General features: G+C 45.9%; 15 protein-coding genes and 1 pseudogene. 5 read left to right on the top strand and 11 right to left on the bottom strand.

The window, feature by feature from the left end; translation table 11 throughout:
• The first annotated feature begins 133 nt into the window (after positions 1-133).
• Positions 134-2,875 carry an aconitate hydratase AcnA gene (gene acnA / locus NST74_RS02955; RefSeq protein ID WP_341110324.1) on the top strand — a complete coding sequence of 914 codons (2,742 nt, stop codon included), beginning with the start codon at positions 134-136 and terminating at the stop codon, positions 2,873-2,875.
• Positions 2,876-3,006: 131 nt separating this feature from the next.
• Here acnA and NST74_RS02950 read toward each other — a convergent pair whose 3' ends face one another.
• On the bottom strand, positions 3,007-3,750 hold the full coding sequence (locus NST74_RS02950; protein WP_076285876.1) for an IclR family transcriptional regulator: 744 nt from the start codon (positions 3,748-3,750) through the stop codon (positions 3,007-3,009).
• 271 nt (positions 3,751-4,021) lie between these two features.
• On the opposite strand from NST74_RS02950, the gene NST74_RS02945 reads away from it, so the two are divergent.
• Together NST74_RS02945 and NST74_RS02940 are read left to right on the top strand one after the other, a co-directional pair.
• A complete protein-coding gene (locus NST74_RS02945) occupies positions 4,022-5,062 on the top strand; it encodes an alpha/beta hydrolase (RefSeq protein ID WP_341110323.1) in 1,041 nt (346 codons plus the stop codon).
• A 193-nt stretch (positions 5,063-5,255) separates the two neighbouring features.
• Positions 5,256-6,434 carry a Fe-Mn family superoxide dismutase gene (locus NST74_RS02940; RefSeq protein ID WP_341110322.1) on the top strand — a complete coding sequence of 393 codons (1,179 nt, stop codon included), beginning with the start codon at positions 5,256-5,258 and terminating at the stop codon, positions 6,432-6,434.
• A gap of 121 nt (positions 6,435-6,555) precedes the next feature.
• Here NST74_RS02940 and folE read toward each other — a convergent pair whose 3' ends face one another.
• The 5 genes and pseudogenes from folE to NST74_RS02915 all read right to left on the bottom strand — a co-directional run bounded on the left by folE (position 6,556) and on the right by NST74_RS02915 (position 10,027).
• Positions 6,556-7,149, bottom strand: a complete 594-nt coding sequence (gene folE / locus NST74_RS02935; RefSeq protein WP_341110321.1) for a GTP cyclohydrolase I FolE — start codon at positions 7,147-7,149, stop codon at positions 6,556-6,558.
• A 45-nt stretch (positions 7,150-7,194) separates the two neighbouring features.
• Entirely contained in the window at positions 7,195-7,446 is a 252-nt protein-coding gene (locus NST74_RS02930; protein ID WP_042123938.1) for a YneF family protein, read from the bottom strand.
• A 129-nt stretch (positions 7,447-7,575) separates the two neighbouring features.
• Positions 7,576-8,772: pseudogene (gene queG / locus NST74_RS02925) on the bottom strand (tRNA epoxyqueuosine(34) reductase QueG); the annotation flags it as partial.
• A gap of 36 nt (positions 8,773-8,808) precedes the next feature.
• The gene (gene lepB, locus NST74_RS02920; RefSeq protein ID WP_341110320.1) at positions 8,809-9,417 is read right to left on the bottom strand and encodes a signal peptidase I; all 609 of its coding nucleotides are present in this window, start codon (positions 9,415-9,417) and stop codon (positions 8,809-8,811) included.
• Between the two features lie 190 nt (positions 9,418-9,607).
• Positions 9,608-10,027, bottom strand: a complete 420-nt coding sequence (locus NST74_RS02915) for a GNAT family N-acetyltransferase (protein ID WP_042123932.1) — start codon at positions 10,025-10,027, stop codon at positions 9,608-9,610.
• 480 nt (positions 10,028-10,507) lie between these two features.
• Here NST74_RS02915 and NST74_RS02910 point away from each other — a divergent pair, with 480 nt between their 5' ends.
• Positions 10,508-11,116 (top strand): superoxide dismutase, encoded by a 609-nt coding sequence (locus NST74_RS02910; RefSeq protein WP_042123931.1) that lies wholly within the window; start codon positions 10,508-10,510, stop codon positions 11,114-11,116.
• A 427-nt stretch (positions 11,117-11,543) separates the two neighbouring features.
• Here NST74_RS02910 and mutY read toward each other — a convergent pair whose 3' ends face one another.
• Both mutY and acpS read right to left on the bottom strand, forming a co-directional pair.
• On the bottom strand, positions 11,544-12,827 hold the full coding sequence (gene mutY, locus NST74_RS02905; protein ID WP_341115814.1) for an A/G-specific adenine glycosylase: 1,284 nt from the start codon (positions 12,825-12,827) through the stop codon (positions 11,544-11,546).
• A gap of 123 nt (positions 12,828-12,950) precedes the next feature.
• Entirely contained in the window at positions 12,951-13,361 is a 411-nt protein-coding gene (gene acpS / locus NST74_RS02900; RefSeq protein ID WP_341110319.1) for a holo-ACP synthase, read from the bottom strand.
• 208 nt (positions 13,362-13,569) lie between these two features.
• Here acpS and NST74_RS02895 point away from each other — a divergent pair, with 208 nt between their 5' ends.
• Positions 13,570-14,391 carry an alpha/beta hydrolase gene (locus NST74_RS02895; RefSeq protein WP_341110318.1) on the top strand — a complete coding sequence of 274 codons (822 nt, stop codon included), beginning with the start codon at positions 13,570-13,572 and terminating at the stop codon, positions 14,389-14,391.
• 119 nt (positions 14,392-14,510) lie between these two features.
• On the opposite strand, the gene nadE is transcribed toward NST74_RS02895, so the two are convergent.
• From nadE to NST74_RS02880, 3 genes are all read right to left on the bottom strand, one after another.
• Positions 14,511-15,320, bottom strand: a complete 810-nt coding sequence (gene nadE / locus NST74_RS02890) for an ammonia-dependent NAD(+) synthetase (RefSeq protein WP_341110317.1) — start codon at positions 15,318-15,320, stop codon at positions 14,511-14,513.
• Between the two features lie 169 nt (positions 15,321-15,489).
• The gene (locus NST74_RS02885; RefSeq protein ID WP_042123923.1) at positions 15,490-15,924 is read right to left on the bottom strand and encodes a BrxA/BrxB family bacilliredoxin; all 435 of its coding nucleotides are present in this window, start codon (positions 15,922-15,924) and stop codon (positions 15,490-15,492) included.
• A gap of 116 nt (positions 15,925-16,040) precedes the next feature.
• A complete protein-coding gene (locus NST74_RS02880) occupies positions 16,041-17,762 on the bottom strand; it encodes a two-component system sensor histidine kinase NtrB (protein ID WP_341110316.1) in 1,722 nt (573 codons plus the stop codon).
• Positions 17,763-17,866 lie beyond the last annotated feature (104 nt).

The following is a 17,866-nucleotide window of genomic DNA, read 5'->3' as shown; positions in this document are numbered from 1 at the left end:
ATGGTTTTAGAGATGCGATATTAGGGCTTTATATATAGGAAAAAAAACTTTACTCCCCTCTTTGTAACCGTTATAATTAAATAACATGCAATGTGAAATTGAGTTTCAATAGATGAAACAAGGAGGCGCACATATGCCAAGCAAGGATCATTTCTCGTTGGCCCGTACCCTAGAATCAGGTGGCAAATCTTATCGCTATTATGATCTTAACTCCCTTGAGGAACAAGGATTGGGCTCTATCTCTTCCCTTCCTTTTTCGATCAAAGTATTACTTGAAGCAGCTGTTCGTCAGTTTGACGGACGGGCAATTACAGAAGAACACGTGAAACAATTGGCTGATTGGTCAGGTGACATTGACCGCAATAAAGAAATTCCGTTTATCCCTGCTCGTATCGTACTTCAGGACTTTACCGGTGTTCCGGTAGTCGTAGATCTGGCAGCTATGCGTGATACCGTAAAGAAAGCCGGAGGAGATCCTAAACAGATCAACCCGCTCGTTCCCGTTGACCTTGTAATTGACCACTCTGTTATGGTTGATGCTTTCGGTACAGCAGATGCTTTGGAATACAATATGAACGTGGAGTTTGAGCGTAACGAGGAACGCTACCGTTTCCTTCGCTGGGCACAGACCGCTTTCAATAACTTCCGTGCAGTTCCTCCGGCTACCGGTATCGTGCATCAGGTGAATTTGGAATATTTGGCTTCCGTAGCCACTACTAAAACTATCGATGGTGAAACTGTCGTTTATCCAGATTCCCTTGTTGGAACGGACTCCCATACTACGATGATCAACGGACTTGGTGTTGTAGGCTGGGGTGTTGGCGGTATTGAAGCTGAAGCAGGTATGCTCGGACAACCGCTCTATTTTGTTACACCAGATGTAGTGGGCTTCAAGCTTACAGGCAGCCTTATTGAAGGGGCTACAGCAACAGACTTGGCACTGACAGTGACTGAAATGTTGCGTAAAAAAGGCGTAGTCGGCAAATTCGTTGAATTCTACGGTCCTGGTCTTGCTAACATCAGTCTTGCTGACCGGGCAACAGTTGCTAACATGGCGCCAGAATACGGAGCAACGATCGGTTTCTTCCCTGTAGATGAAGAGACGCTTGCTTATCTGCGCAGCACAGGTCGTCCGGATGATCTGGTGGAGCTCGTTGAATCTTATTACAAAGCACAAGGGATGTTCCGCACTTCGGATACACCAGATCCTGAGTTCAGCGATGTAATTGAACTTGACCTAGCTTCTGTCGTTCCAAGCTTGGCTGGACCAAAACGTCCGCAAGACCGGATCGAGCTTACCCACATGAAAGAAAATTTCGAAGGTATTATCCGTACACCTGTAGACAAAGGCGGTTATGGCCTCAGCGATGAGAAAATCGCCCAAGTTGTAGAAATAGAGCATAAGAATGGTACCACTAGCAAGCTCAGCACAGGCGCAGTCGTAATCGCAGCTATTACAAGCTGTACGAATACTTCTAACCCTAGCGTTATGCTTGGAGCAGGTCTTTTGGCGAAAAAAGCGGTAGAACGTGGACTGACCAAACCAGCATACGTTAAGAGCAGCTTGACTCCAGGATCATTGGTAGTTACTGAATATTTGGAAAAAGCAGACCTGCTGAAGCCACTTGAAGCACTGGGCTTCTACTTGGCGGGATATGGCTGTGCTACTTGTATCGGTAACTCCGGTCCATTGCCTGAAGAGGTTAGCCAAGCCATTACTGATAACGATATGACCGTGGCTGCTGTAATCTCCGGTAACCGTAACTTTGAAGGCCGTGTACATGCTCAGGTCAAAGCCAACTACTTGGCCTCACCACCGCTTGTAGTTGCTTATGCACTGGCTGGTACTGTAAATATCGATTTGCAGACTGAACCGCTCGGATTTGATCCACAAGGTGAGCCAGTATTCCTGAAAGATATTTGGCCTACGACTGCTGAAATTCGTGAAGCGATTGGTCTTTCCCTTAGCCCAGAGATGTTCCGCCGTAAATACGAGAATGTATTCACTGCTAACGAACGCTGGAATTCGATCCCTGTTCCGCAAGGCGAGCTGTATGAGTGGGATGACAACTCCACGTATATTCAGAACCCGCCATTCTTTGAGCATCTGGCAGACGGTCTGGGAGACATCAAAGATATCAAGGACGCACGCGTTCTAGCGCTGCTAGCTGATTCCGTGACCACCGACCATATCTCACCTGCAGGTAATATCTCTACTTCTGGTCCTGCCGGAGAATATTTGCGCGATCATGGTGTTGAACGCGCAGACTTCAACTCCTACGGCTCACGCCGCGGAAATCATGAAGTCATGATGCGTGGTACATTCGCTAATATTCGGATTCGTAATGCAGTAGCTCCAGGTACAGAAGGCGGAGTTACAACCTTCCTGCCAAGCGATGAAGTCATGTCCATCTATGACGCTTCCATGCTGTATCAGGACGCTGGACAGAATCTCATCGTTATCGCCGGTAAAGAATACGGCACAGGAAGCTCGCGTGACTGGGCGGCCAAAGGTACACTTCTACTTGGTGTCAAAGCTGTTATCGCAGAGAGCTTTGAGCGGATTCACCGCAGCAATCTGGTTGGTATGGGTGTGCTTCCACTGCAATTCCAGGAAGGCCACGGCTGGAGCAGTTTGGGACTGACCGGACGTGAGAGCTTCAACATTACCGGTCTCGATAACGAGGTGACGCCAAGCCAGGATCTAACAGTTACCGCTACCCGTGAAGACGGTACGCAATTCGACTTCCCTGTTACTGCAAGACTCGACAGCACGGTTGATATTGATTACTATCGCAATGGTGGTATTCTACAAACTGTACTTCGTCAAATGCTGGCGGATGCCACAGATTCTTCGGCTGTATCGGTAGAATAGATTTAACGTAAGACGCACAAGGGAGTGCCCCTGGCCATTAAGGCTAGAGGCACTCCCTTGTCTTATTATATTTGGATATTAAACGGCCAGCCTCCGATCATCCGGAGACTGGCCGTTTTTCTCATGTTGGGCTATGGAATCATCATACCCATTTCACTTGCTGCTTCCTTCAAGATGGCGGCATACTCCACTAACGTATCCCTAGACAGACGGCTGACCGGCCCTGACAGCGATAATGCCGCTATCACATTTCCACTACGGCCTGTGACAGGTACCGCCACAGCGGCCGCACCAGACTCACGTTCTTCGAAACTCGTAGCATACCCCAGCCGGATGATCTCATTAAGCTGATCTTTGTATACGCTCTTCTCAACGTAATCCGGCCACTCCGAGCTCTCCAGCAGTTCTCTCAACACCTCAGGTGGCGCATACGCTGCCAGCACTTTACTCGACGCTCCTACAGATAATGGCAGCCTCGCACCGATCTGTGCGACTCGACGAATTGCCTGCTGGCTCTGTACCGCCTGAATACGCACGCGTTCAATACCATCCCGTAAGTAAAGACTGACCGTCTCACCGAGTCGATCTCTCAGCCGTTCCATAGATGGCAATAATACCGCTGCCGACTCGTCAAAAGCAGGCAGATGTGTGGATAACTCCCAAATTCGTATACCCAGTCTATATTTTTCTGTCGCCGGATTGCGAATGAGAAATCCCTTTTCCTCGAGTGTTGCCAGCAATCTGTGGACTGTACTCTTATGTAAATCAATCTTTGATGCGATCTCCGTCAACCCTAAATCACTATCCTGCGTAAAACAAAGTAATATGTCGAGCGCACGTTCTACCGCGCGTACTGTTAGCTTTCGGTCCTCCACAGTAATCCCCCCTCGTGTTTCATCAAATGAAACGCGGTTACATTATAATTAACTCTATCTTAGTGCAAAACTCTACGGAAAGTCCAGTATATTCACTGAGCCGAAAAAGACTGGTCCGCACTTTACAGTTACATTACAAATCGGTCCAATTCATTGACTTTGTAAGTGCTTCAACTTACGATAAACATATTAAATATACTAATGCTTTAGTATCATTTTCGACAAATTATCCTAGGCACTAGTACTCACATCATACTTAGGAGGGGACCTTATGGATCTGACAACCAGCCGAGCCGGCACGTCAGTCTCCCGTCGTCCTAAACTACCTAAACAGGGCAGTTCATCACGACTTTCGCTGCGGATGATACGTGTTAAACATATTATCGTTGCATTGTTATTATCTATATTTTTCTTTTTAGCATTTTGTTTTGTCTCGCTTCATGGCTACATCGCTTGGGTGCTATCCAATCCAACCGTCGCGCCACTGTACTCCAATCCTATGATGGCCAAAGGCCTCGCCTACGAGGATGTAACCTTCCCAGCTAAGGATGGCAGTCGCATGATGAGCGGTTGGTATATCCCAGCCAAGGACGCCACTAAAACTATCATATTCAGTCATGGCTATGGTGCCAACCGCGAAGAGTCTTGGGTACCCATGTACGATCTCGCTCACTATGCACACAGTCTGAATTTCAATGTCGTAATGTTTGATTACGGCTTTGCTGCCCAAGGGAACAAGGATATTGCAACCGGTGGCAAAAAAGAATCCCAGCAGCTTCTAGGCGCCATTGATTTCGCTAAGGAACGCGGGGCAAAAGAGCTCGTTGTTTGGGGCTTCTCTATGGGTGCTGGCACAGCACTGCAAGCAGGTTTAGTATCTGAGGATATCGACGCGATGATTCTGGACAGTACCTTTTTGCTAGAACCAGACACGCTGTATCATAATATTAAGCAGAATATCGACCTACCTCGCCAGCCTTCTCTGGCGATCATGGAAATGCTGTTCCCGGTACTGAACGGTACAGGATTAGATCAAATTCCTTATGCAAAGGTTAAATCCAAAGACTATCCTTTCCCTATCCTGTTCATGCATGGAACCAAAGACGATAAAGCTCCTTATCCTATTGCCGAAGAACTGGCAGCGAACCAGAACAATCCTTTCTCTGATTCTTGGATCATTGAAGGTAGCCATCACGAGCTATTGTTCCGCGAGCATCCCCGTGAGTATTTACGGCGGGTCTCCGCTTTCTTAGGGAATGTTCATCTGGCTAAAAGTACTATGGGTGATCAGCCAGCGATGGCAAGTAATTAACTAAACGATGATAACCAATCGAACAGCCTCTTCCAGGGACAGAAAGAAGTGTCCCCAAGGAAGAGGCTGTTTTCGTCTCCAGACTAGAAGAAGCCCGAGGAGCGACAGCACCCGAGATTTATGTTCTTCATAACCTTCCAAGACCGTTCATATAATGGACTGATGAAGACATATCACGGGAGGTTTTCTTGGCATGCTATATGTATACGGGCCGATGCTGCCAGTACGTATTTTGGAAGAAATCGTATTTTGGAAGACACAAGAGAAAGAGCATACTGAAGTCATCAAAGCGATCGTGCCTAAATTGGAGGAGCCGTATGTGAAACTCCTCGATGAATGGGCCGTTGTTTTCGGTGCAACTGAGCAGGCGGCACAGCAGCTATTGAATGCCGCTCTCTCTGCTTCTCCACCGCCACAGGCGGAACTCACTGCAGAAACTGAGAAACTGCTACATATCTCCTGCAATCAATCCCAAGAATTCGTTCGGCAGCTCTTTGCCATCATGGAGAGTAGCGCAGCGGTCAAAGCTGTCCCCCTTGCAACTACTGTGATTCTGCATATTATTCGCGAATCAGAATACTTCCTAGCCGTACTGCAGACACTCAGCTCGCCCGGAAAGCTTTCACAAGTCATGCGCGATTACACAGAGGATTATGTCGTAAACATCGATACAGAAGATACCATGCGGAATGATGGATTCTCTACTTTTACTGACACTGTTCCTGATATCCGTGATAAAAACGACGCAGTACCCATTGGCGGTCATACGCTACCTCCCTTGCCTTACGCCTATAATGCACTAGAACCTTATATTGACGAAAAGACGATGAGAATTCATCACGATAAACACCATCAAAGTTATGTAGATGGATTAAACAAGGCTGAAGTTAAATTAGCAGATTCCCGTAAGAACGGTGACTTTGATCTCGTTAAACATTGGGAGAGAGAATTAGCCTTCAATGGTGCAGGCCACTATCTTCACACGATCTTTTGGAACGTGATGTCTCCGCAAGGCGGGGGCCGCCCAACAGGTGCTTTACTAGAAGCTATAGAACAAAGCTTTGGAAGCTATGACAGCTTCAAGAAACAGTTCACCGAAGCTGCGAATAAAGTAGAAGGTGGCGGATGGGCCATTCTCGTCTGGAGTCCACGAAGCCATAGACTAGAAATTCTCACTGCGGAAAAACATCAAAATTTATCGCAATGGGACGTTGTTCCGCTCTTGGCCTTAGATGTATGGGAACACGCCTACTATCTGAAGCATCAGAATAATCGTGCGGATTATATTAACGATTGGTGGAAGGTCGTCAACTGGCCATATGTGTCAGAGCGTTATGCCGCTGCCAGTAAACTGGCATGGAAGCCTTACTGATCTCTTTCCACTTCGTAGAGGACATCACTTCTATTCGCTTATATTGACCCAAAAGGACCCATCGTTCACAAAAAGTGAATGATGGGTCCTTCTAATTTCGAGGCATAGACACCTCTATATACTATTCTTTAATCAAGTTCAGAAACTCCGCACGAGCGGCGGCATCCTCCCGGAAGACCCCTCTAGTAGACATGGTTACCGTCTTACTTCCTGGCTTCTTCACTCCACGTGCGCACATACAAAGATGTTCACCTTCCACAACGACCATAACGCCGTGAGGGCTTAGTACCTCCGTCATAATATCCGCAATTTGCGTCGTAATACGTTCTTGCACCTGCAAACGCCGACTCACTACTTCAACAAGGCGAGCTAGTTTGCTGAGTCCAGCAATACGTCCGCTCGGAATGTATCCAATATGCACTTTACCGAAGAAAGGAGCCATGTGATGCTCACATTGGCTGTAATAGACGATATCCTTCACGATCACTAGCTCTTCATGAGACTCATCAAAAGTAACACCGAGCGCCTCGCGGGGATCTATCGAATAACCGCCGAATATCTCCTCGTACATCCGCGTAACACGGGCTGGTGTTTCAAGCAGTCCCTCGCGGCCGGTATCTTCACCGATTAATTCTAATATTTTCTCAACGTGATACTCGATTTGCTCACGGTTCTCTGATACTTTACCGTTCACGTATTCATTGATGTTCCCCATGATGTCTCCCCCTTCCGCACCCGTATAAATTCTATCCGGACCCGGTTACTTACTTCTACGTTTATTCCCTTTAGCTGCTCCTGGGCGGGCGCCTGTCTGGTTCTGATTCTTCATCATCTGTTGGGCACGTTGCATTTGTTTCCCATTCAGGTTATAACCCATTTGTTTTGCAACCTTTTGCAGCATTTCAGGATCATTCTGCATAGTTGTCATTTGTCTGCGCAGATAATATACACCGATGAAAAAACCACCGATGAGACCTACGACCAATGTAATAATAGGTAATGCGATATTCATCTAAAGCCCACCTCTACACTCTATTGTCTACATCGCCAAATGGCGCGCGAATCTATCATAGCATTTCGAGAACTGTACAGCAATTGGGAATATGCATCCTGTCTATGATCTTTTTCCTTCATTAACATCACTCTCCTCTCGTGCCTGCTTCGCAGTTAGGAGTACATCCTGTGCCCGGCTCAGCATTTGCCTTACCGTGTCATGCTCTTCGCGTTCTAAAGCCGATTCAACAGCAGCTAGAGCCTGCTCACCACCGATACGTCCCAGCGCCCAAGCAGCAGTGCCTCGCATCTCTGGGCGCGGCTCTTTCAGAACAATTTCTGTTAGCTTTGGCACAGCCCCCACTTCCTTAAAATTGCCGAGGGCGATGATCGCATTTCGTTGCATCGGCTTTTTGCCTCTCCAGGCAGCCGAGCTATTGCCGAATCTCTCTTTAAATTCACGATTGCTAAGATCAAGGATCGGCATTAACAATGGCTTCACGATCTCAGGATCAGGTTGCATCTGAGGGCGATGATTCCAGTTCTTCCCCCTATTCTTAGGACATACAATCTGGCAGGTGTCACAGCCGTATAGACGGTTCCCAATCTTGGTCATGTATTCGTCGCTCAGAAACCCTTTAGTCTGCGTCAGAAAAGAAATACAGGCCTGCGCATTTAATTGACCCGGACCCACCAGCGCGCCGGTCGGACAGGCATCAATACACTTGGTACAATCTCCGCAGCCTTCTTCAACAGGCTCGTCCGGAGCAAAAGGAATATTCGTAACCATCTCCCCTAGATAAATCCAGGATCCCCATTTAGGTGAGATGATAGAACAGTTTTTGCCGCTGAAGCCTATTCCCGCTCTTTCCGCGACCGCTCTATCCACCAGTACGCCGGTATCCACCATACTTTCCAGCACAGCTTCCGGTACACGCTCATGAATAAAGTCCTCTAGCTTACTTAATGCCTCTCTGAGCACATGATGATAATCCCTGCCCCATGATGCCCGGGCGAGAATGCCTCTACGCGCACCCGGTTCAGATTTCGGAGGATCCACCATTTTGGAGGGATAGGCCACAGCAATCGAAATAATAGACAAGGGCTTGTCCCCAGAGCTTAGTGCGGGGATCGTCCTTTTATCCAAATCCGGTTCCTCGAAACCAGATTCGTAACCTTTGTCACGATGGTCTTGCAGAATATTTTTTAAATATAAAAAAGGCTCCGCAGTTGTAAACCCGATATCATCAATACCGAGTGATGACGCAGCCTCCTGAATTTCCGCTTTAAGCTGTGCCCACTTGGAAGGCGGGGGAGCATAAGGTGACTGAGATGTATCATTCATTTCCGCCTTCTCCTTTACTAATAATCTATAAATTCCTTATAGTCCTTTCAGTTTAGACAGCGGCCACCAAATATAATCCGCTCTGCCTACAATCATGTCCTGTGGAATAGCTCCGAAATAACGACTGTCCTTGCTTGCTGAAGCATGCCGGTTATCTCCCATGACAAAATAGCTTCCGCTCTCCACAGTTAACGCCGCGAAATCAGGGTCTTCAATTTCGGTATCTATATACGGCTCATTCACTATTTTTCCATTCACATATAACTGGTGATCCTTCACTTCTATGATATCTCCAGGTATACCGATGACTCGCTTCACTAAAAAGTCCTTACGACTGGGCCCCGTGCTCGGATCATGAAGAATGACGACATCCCCGTGTTTCGGGTTTACAAATATCAATGAAAGCTTATTAATAAAAAGCCTCTCACCTTCCAAAAGCGTTGGCTGCATAGACTGACCTTTAACCGTTGATATATTAAATACAAAAATATTAAGAACCGACATCACCGCAAAAACAATTACCGCTGTAAGCAACCAATCCTTCAATTCCGCTACCACTCGACCTCCAAAGCCTTTTTTTGATCTGGAGGATCTATGTCTTTGCTTCCGATTACGCATGAACTCTACTTGGGGCTCCTGGCTCAATATGTCACCTCTTATTCTCGATTATTGATGTTTATACTTGCAGATATTATAACAATAAAAAAGCATATCTCCCAGCCATTACTAATGGACTTCTGGAAAATACGCTTGAGTATGAATGAAACAGACTATATCATCAACTATAGTTCTTTATTTAGTAAATGTTTCCGCTTACGCATCTGGATGATCAAAATTACCCAACAATGCTCAGCTTCCGGACAGATTTAAAAATTTGATTCTCGTTATATCCCATAGCTTCGTACAATGGCAATGCAAAAGAATTATGCTCATCGACGGCTACAAAGATACCACTAACTTTACGAGCTTGAAACCTGGATTCCATAGCCGATACCAGACTTCTTCCGACTCCTCTGCGGCGATAATCAGGATGTACAGCAATCCGGAAATAACAACCGTGGTTTTTCTCAATCGTACCAATCAGTGCTCCAACAATCTCTTCTTCATCTTCCGCAACTACAATGAGATCGGAATCCCATGAAAGCTGCCTGGAGAAAGGCTCGATAGTGTTCTCGAAACATTCTTCCGATAATGCAGTTTGCAGCAAATCAGTCACAGGGCTAACGTCGCTTAATTGAAAGGAACGAACGTGCATTCTTTAAAATCTCCCTTGTCTATGGCTTATGAATTTAACAAAAAGAAGGGGTTCCCTTAACATTGAGAAAATAAAAAAAAGCATCAAATACCGAGGAATACCTGCTTTTAAATCTATTAAAGCACACTTTTCTCGCGATATCATCACTTTTCTTTTGAAAGCGCTTAATATCAAGCGTTTACATTTTGATTCAGATTCATTGTTTCATTATAAGGGTAATTCTAAAGAGTTATGTCTATAGGGTGAAGACTCTTGCTTTTAACATTTTAAATACAATTGATATTTCTGTTTACATTCCAATCATACTTTATAAACATTTATGTTTGTTTAGTGTTGCATTATTGATCCAGATACTGTTTAATTAAAGTATCCTATTGGGCGATACCCTATAGTACATATCAACAATAAAGAATTTTGACGATAAACCGCCGAAGTTCTTTATCTATACAAAATTCTAATATACTCAGGAGGGATTTTTCCATGGCATTTCAATTACCAGCACTTCCTTACGCAAACAACGCACTTGAACCACACATCGACGCACTAACGATGGAAATTCACCATGACAGACACCATAACACATATGTGACTAATCTGAACGCAGCTTTGGAAAAGGCACCTGAATTGCAAGGCAAAAGCATCGAAGAACTTCTTACAGATCTGAACGCTGTACCAGAAGCTATCCGTACTGCTGTTCGTAACAATGGTGGCGGACACGCTAACCACACCCTTTTCTGGGAAGTTATCGGACCAAACGGCGGTGGCGCACCAACTGGCGCTCTTGCAGCAGCTATTGATAGCGAGCTGGGCGGATTTGAAAAATTCAAAGAAGATTTCGCAGCAGCAGCAACTACTCGTTTCGGCAGCGGCTGGGCTTGGCTAGTTGTTAAAGATGGCAAACTGGCAGTAACAAGCACACCTAACCAAGACAACCCAATCAGCGAAGGCGCTACTCCAATCCTCGGACTTGATGTATGGGAGCACGCTTACTACCTGAACTACCAAAACAAACGCCCTGATTACATCAAAGCGTTCTGGAATGTAGTAAACTGGGAAGAAGTTGGCAAACGTTACGAAAGCGCGAAATAAGGAATTAAATTTGGCTTGAGCTTATAGCTTAATAGCCTAATTAAAAAGGTATTCCCTAGCCGAATAGGCTGTGGGATACCTTTTTTTATGTTGCTCTACTGGGCAGAGTCCCCAAATAGCCTTGTCTTACTATAATTGGGGAATAACTCCCTTAAATTCAGCGATATGCTCCATAAACACTAGTAATAAGGGAAAACCTCCCTAAAAACCAGCGATTCTGGAGCACAAATAAGATATTCACCGAATTTTTAGGGAGGTTTTCCCTAAAATGATTAAATACAGGCGGAAAGGGCATGATTTCAGGGAAGAATTCCCTAAAAACAAATTTTGATCACTCTTGAAGTCATAAATCAACAGAACCAAATAGATGTAAGCATAGTACATTCCATACTTCGCTTACATCCCATACTTCTACATCAAACAATCTCTACTTCCCCGACTTCGCCTGCTCTTCCTGCTCATCGAAATAAAGATTCAGCAGCTTCAAGAAGACATTAGGGAACGCATAATTAGCCATATCTTCACGGCTAATCCAGCGTACAGCTCCGCCGTCCTCAGGACTAGCGTTACCGTCCTCGAATCTCTCTACGGGTATGCTGCTGTCCATCTCTGGGAACAGCCCCGTATCCGTGTTATACACTGCACGTCCTTCTGCCGCCATCGGCAGCGGAAGGGCGTCCTCCTCCCTGCAGCGATACACCTGCAGGGTCCACACAATATGGCTGAAGATATGCTCAGCAGCCATCCAGTGCTCCTCAGGCCGGGCGGAGATCCCGGCCTGCCGCAGTGACCGGCGCAGCCGGTCCAGCGCCGCGGCCTCCGGCAGCCGCGCGCTCTTGGCGCCGCCTTCTGCTGGCGGCGCCTGCCAATGCGGCAGCTCCCACATGCGGGCTAACAGCCCGCTTTGTGGCCGCTGCCGGATGAGCACTTGGCCCGCGTGGGCACCGCGGCCCTCGATTAAGGCCGCCAGCCGCTCCTCTGGGCGCGGCGGCTTAGCCTTGGTCTTGACGGGCAGCGAAGTCTCGCAGCCCGCCAGGCGCGCAGCGCAATGCTCCATCACCGGGCAGGTTAAGCAGCTCGGTGATTTCGGGGTGCATACGAGCGCCCCAAGCTCCATAAGCGCCTGATTAAACGATGCAGCTTCTCCCTCCGGGATCAGCTCAGCCGCCAGGCGCTCCATTTTCACGCGGGTCGGTCCCTTGGCGATATCATCCTCGATGAGGAAATATCGAGACAGCACCCGCATCACATTACCGTCCACCGCGGGCTCCGGCCTGTTAAACGCAATGCTGAGGATAGCCCCAGCAGTGTAAGGTCCCACTCCCTTTAAGCTGAACACCGCCTCGCGATCGTTCGGCACCTGCCCACCATATAGCTCTTTTACCTGCTTGGCTGCATGCTGTATATTACGTGCTCGAGAATAATAACCCAAGCCTTCCCAGCACTTAAGTACATCCTCCTCAGGGGCGTCAGCGAGGGACTCCACCGTCGGAAAGCGTTCAATAAAACGATTAAAATAAGGGATCACCGTATCTACCCTTGTCTGCTGCAGCATGATCTCGGAAATCCAAATATAATAAGGATTGCGATGCCTGCGCCATGGCAAATCCCGCTTCTGCCCTTGATACCACTCCAGCAAATGATAACTGAAATATTGCTTGGCCTCCCGCAGCTCCTGATCTTGTTTATCTTGTCCTTCCTTCAAATCCATCTGATCTTTGCGTTCACACTGGTCTTGTTTTTCTTGTCTCTCTTTTAATTCTTGTCCTTCTTCTCGTTCCTGCAAATCCTGTCGTTCTCGTTGTTTCATTGTAATTCTCCTTGCCCTTCATAATCATGGTTCAATATATGAACCTAGCCCCTCTACTACTGCAAAAGCTGAAGCCAAATCACGGCCATGTGTTATCGTAAGATGAATGGTATACTTCTGTCCTTCAGGTAGATCCAGTCTACCCCAGGCTTCACATGATAAGATTACTTCTGGCTTACCTTTGGGGTCAGGTAATATCTCAATATCGTGAAAACCAACTATATTGCCGATGCCGCAGCCTAAAGCCTTCACAACGGCTTCCTTGGCAGCAAAGCGCCCCGCTACGAACTCAGCCAACCTCCCGCCTCGTTGCTCGGCAAGTAGGTACTCTTGCTCCGTTAGGATGCGCTGATTAAATTTTTCCCCCTGTCCCCTACGCATTACTTCTGAGATTCGTTCAATTTCTAACACATCATGTCCGATTCCGTAAATCACAATTTCACGCTCCTTATGGACGTGTATCCTATATTACTTCAATAATGGTATGATCATTATACAGGTCATTCATTTCAATTTTAAATTATAGTCCTATAAGATTCTTTCTGCTATCTTAAAAGAAAATGCTTTGGAAGTCCATTCAGGCGCCTTCGTGATGGACTTACTGATTTACTTCATTTATATATTAGAAAGAGGGGATTACCCTATGCAGCATCGTAATTTCGAAATACCAGCTGGTGAAGACGCTGTAATCCGTTGCTCGCATTTTCCTGCTCAAGGCGTGCCTAAGAGTCTTATCGTTATTGCGCACGGTTACAAGGGCTTCAAAGATTGGGGGATGTTTCCTTACATAGCCACTGCTCTCAGCCAAGATCATGAAGTGATCACCTTCAATTTCTCTCATGCTGGAATAGGAGAGGATCTGCTACATTTTACTGAGCTCGAGAAATTCGCCCGCAACACTTTTCGTCGTGAGCTGAAGGACATGGAAATACTGTTGTCCTATCTTAGCCAGCACCCGAAATTTGGCAGCCTGCCATTATTCCTTCTTGGGCATAGTCTTGGAGGTGGAATTAGTCTGGTCTATACGCTTGACCATCCCGATGAAGTTAGAGGAGTCATCTCCTGGAACGGGGTTACGAAGCTCGATTTGTTGACGGAAGAACAGAAGCAGGAGATGAAGGAAACTGGGCGTACCCATGTCCTTAATGGACGTACCGGCCAACAAATGCCGCTGGATGCTGTTATTTTAGAAGATATGGAGAACCATAAAGAACGCTATAACATCCTTAAGCGCATGAAGACAGCGACCTTCCCGGTAGTCCTAATTCAAGGCAGTCAGGATGGCGCACACCTCCGGCAAGGGTCTGAACAACTCACCATAATTCGACCGGATATTAACTGGGTGCAGATTCCTGAGGGAAATCATACCTTCTGCACTGTGCATCCTTTTGCTGGAACCACTCCACAATTGGAGCTTGCCATTGCTGCAACCATTAGTTTTATCACTCAGGCGCTTGCCGACTAATTCTTCTTATAGACTACCAATCTCCCAAGGGGGCCCAAATATTCTTTCTGATATGTTAAAAACCGCCACGAGTTCTGCAACTACGCAGTCCCTGTGGCGGTTTCTAGTTCAACCTATTCTTAAATTCCAGGAATGACATTGCGCTTATGCGCCGTTCTCCGATAATAATTCTCAAGTTTCTCCGCTACCTCAGGGTTAACCTGCTTACCTTCCAGATAATCGCTATTATCATCATAAGTAATCCCCAGCTCGGTTTCATCCGTCTGCCCCGGCCATAAGCCTGCCGTAGGTGCTTTAGTGACAATATCCGCAGGTACACCGATATGAGCAGCTAATTGACGAACCTGACGTTTGTTAAGCGTGGATAGAGGTGTAATATCTACTGCCCCATCCCCCCACTTGGTGTAGAAACCCGTAATAGCCTCAGAAGCATGATCCGTTCCTACTACAATCAGATTGTTCTCAAAAGAGAGCGCATATTGCATAACCATACGTGTTCTCGCTTTAACATTACCCTTGCCTTGATGCGTCATATGGCGATGTTGTCCCAAGGACTTCAGACCATGTTCAACCTCAAGCGCAATTTCATTTACAGCTTCCTCAATATTAGTCTCCACTGTATGGGTCAGATTAAAAGCTTTAGCGACATCGTAACTGTGCTGGATATCCTCTTGAACACCATATGGCTGGAATACGCCAAGCGTAATATACTCTGTTCCTTCCTGTGCTGACAGCTCGTCCGTAGCCTGTTTACAGAGACCCGCTGCTACTGCGCTGTCCACCCCGCCGCTAATAGCGATTAATAATCCTTTGGCACCTGCCTTCAGCACGTACGACTTTAAGAAATCAACCCGTTTACGAACCTCTGCTTCTACATCAATCGTTGGCTTCACGCCAAGATCAGCAATAATTTCTTCCTGTAAACTCACAAACCACACCCCGTTCCATCAGAAATGGTTCCATATCCATCAAAATATCCATACCAAGTGAAGCACTATGCTTCTAAGTATATTCTATCCCATTATCGCTCTTATATTTTGAAAAATCCCGCAACAGCCGAATTACCGACTGATGCGAGATTGTATGGAATAACTTTTTTTACTGGCAAAAACGTTCAAAGACTTCTTTCAATTCAGCAGAAATTTCAGCAGCCGAACGATTCTCAACACTATGACGTTCAATAAAATGAACTAGCTCTCCATCCTTCATCAATGCGATGGAAGGGGAAGACGGCGGATAAGGAGCAAAATATTCACGTGCTTTAGCAGTGGCTTCTTTCTCTTGACCTGCAAACACTGTGAACAAGTGATCCGGAGTAATCTCATTTTGCAGTGCCTCAGCTACACCAGGACGACATTGTCCAGCGGCACAACCACAGACCGAATTCACAACTACAAGTGCCGTACCTTTTGCAGTAGGAAGAGTGGCTTCCACCTCTTCTGGAGTCATAAGCTCCTGAAACCCAATGCTTGTAAGGTCATCACGCATAGGCTGAATTGAATCTCTCATATATTGATTAAAAGACATGGACATTTCTCTGCACTCTCCTTCACTAATTACTGTTTTGTCAGATAACATTACAGCAGTACTTACTAACTTTATTATACATTCATACTCTGTGAAAGCAAGAGATGCTACAGTAACCTGATTCAATCCGTAAGGGTAGCTCCGCTATATTCTTCCTTTACTAAAGGGAATGAGATGGTAAACACTGTACCCTCTCCTTCTGCAGACTCTACATTTATTTTTCCGTTATGTCGCTCCACAATACTGAGACACAAGGATAAACCTAGACCCGTTCCCTCCCTTTTCGTTGTGAAAAAGGGGGAGAACAACTTCTCTTGCTGACTTTCAGACATACCGGTCCCTCTATCCCTGACAATCAGCTCCACTTTATCCTGTATGCTGCGTGTTTCCAGTGTCAGAATCCCCTTAGGGCCCATAGCCTCCATGCCGTTGCGCCCTAGATTGAGGATAAGCTGCTTTATTTCCCGAACGTTTAACTCCAATTCATGAATGGATGCGTTCAGCTTTAGCTCAACACTTTGACCACGAAGATTAGCATCCGCCCATAGCAGAGGACTTACTTCTTCTATAATACGGTGTAATCGCACCTTCTCCTTATCTGATATCCGGCTCTGTGCCAACGATAAGAAATCATTAATAATGCTATTTGCCCGATCCAGCTCCTCTAACACGATCTGATAATAAGAATCCAAATCATCCGAGCTCTTTTCTCTCATCAGCTGTAAAAATCCACGGACTACCGCCATAGGATTACGAATCTCATGGGTAATTCCAGCAGCCATCTGCCCTACCAAGCTCAAACGTTCCACATGATCCAGCTCTGAGCGGAGTTTCACTTCATCGGTAATATCCTGTGCAATGACTACTGCCCCGCCAGACAATTCTATGTTCTTATTCACCAGCGGTGCTGAATAAATTTGATAAATCCGTGATCCATAACCCATTCGTTCATGTGAACGCCGTCTATGACGAATATTCTCCCGTACACGCATATACGCTTCAGTATCCGATGAACCGTTGAAAAATTCTCTAACGGACTTGCCGATAATATCTTCCCGTCTCAAATTGGGATAATGAGTTCGGATCATTTCCATCATACAATCATTAAGGTCAGTCACAACTCCATTATCTTCCATGGACATAATACTGAGAGGTACTACGTTTGTAATCTGCTGCAGCTTCTCAGACTCCCACTGAAAATTATCACTTTTAGTTTCCATATGTACCTTAGCCCGCCATCTACTCCAGACCATTTCAACAAAATAAACAAAAATACCACCAAGTGCAATGGTGAAAAACAGATACAAAGTAATCAAAAGTGACTCACCAGAATTAGACTCATATATATTTTTACCGCCTATAATAGGTACAAGTGCAATGAATAACATATTCGGACAAAGAACCATCCATAACATCCCTATCTTCTCTACCACTGTGCCTTTCTTAAAAGGCTTAGCTAGCCCAAACAGCAACGGATATAATAGTATTCCTGAATTTAATATCATATTACTTATTCCTGTCGGCTCTGCAATGAATATATTACAGACGAGCAAAAAGATAGACAGCAAAATACCTGAACGTACAGTTCCATATAAAATACCGATATAAGCAGGGATCATCCCTAAATTCAAATAAGCAATACCGAATAAAGTCGTCGAAAGAAGAGTACACAGAATAAGACTTAATGTACAAGCCATAACCAAAAAATTTTGATTATCCGGGATACTACCTTTTTTTCGAGCCACAAGCCCTTGGTCTACCCACCATTGAATTAGAAAAAGAAAGGAGCATGCTGCCGATATTTGCAAAAATATATCCTTGATTGCGCCAATAATTACAATCACACCCCAAAATGGACAAATTCCCCTACATGTCTAGATTAAAGCACAGGTTTACTCTCCTGACAACGATAATCACTAAGCAGAAGGAGAAGACTGGTTACATGAGA

The organism is Paenibacillus sp. FSL F4-0125 (assembly GCF_038008565.1).
Taxonomy (GTDB): Bacteria; Bacillota; Bacilli; order Paenibacillales; family Paenibacillaceae; genus Paenibacillus_AQ.
The sequence above is the reverse complement of the archived record's forward strand: the minus strand, read 5'-3'. Positions and strand labels throughout refer to the sequence as shown.

Bases quoted from the DNA above. Each gene is read 5' to 3' on its own strand.
- mutY (WP_341115814.1), bottom strand. From the start codon at position 12,827: ATGGATTTGAAGGAAGGACAAGATAAACAAGATCAGGAGCTGCGGGAG.
- NST74_RS02895 (WP_341110318.1), top strand. From the start codon at position 13,570: ATGCAGCATCGTAATTTCGAAATACCAGCTGGTGAAGACGCTGTAATC.
- NST74_RS02910 (WP_042123931.1), top strand. From the start codon at position 10,508: ATGGCATTTCAATTACCAGCACTTCCTTACGCAAACAACGCACTTGAA.
- NST74_RS02915 (WP_042123932.1), bottom strand. From the start codon at position 10,027: ATGCACGTTCGTTCCTTTCAATTAAGCGACGTTAGCCCTGTGACTGAT.
- folE (WP_341110321.1), bottom strand. From the start codon at position 7,149: ATGGGGAACATCAATGAATACGTGAACGGTAAAGTATCAGAGAACCGT.
- NST74_RS02940 (WP_341110322.1), top strand. From the start codon at position 5,256: ATGCTATATGTATACGGGCCGATGCTGCCAGTACGTATTTTGGAAGAA.
- NST74_RS02945 (WP_341110323.1), top strand. From the start codon at position 4,022: ATGGATCTGACAACCAGCCGAGCCGGCACGTCAGTCTCCCGTCGTCCT.
- NST74_RS02930 (WP_042123938.1), bottom strand. From the start codon at position 7,446: ATGAATATCGCATTACCTATTATTACATTGGTCGTAGGTCTCATCGGT.
- NST74_RS02885 (WP_042123923.1), bottom strand. From the start codon at position 15,924: ATGTCCATGTCTTTTAATCAATATATGAGAGATTCAATTCAGCCTATG.
- acnA (WP_341110324.1), top strand. From the start codon at position 134: ATGCCAAGCAAGGATCATTTCTCGTTGGCCCGTACCCTAGAATCAGGT.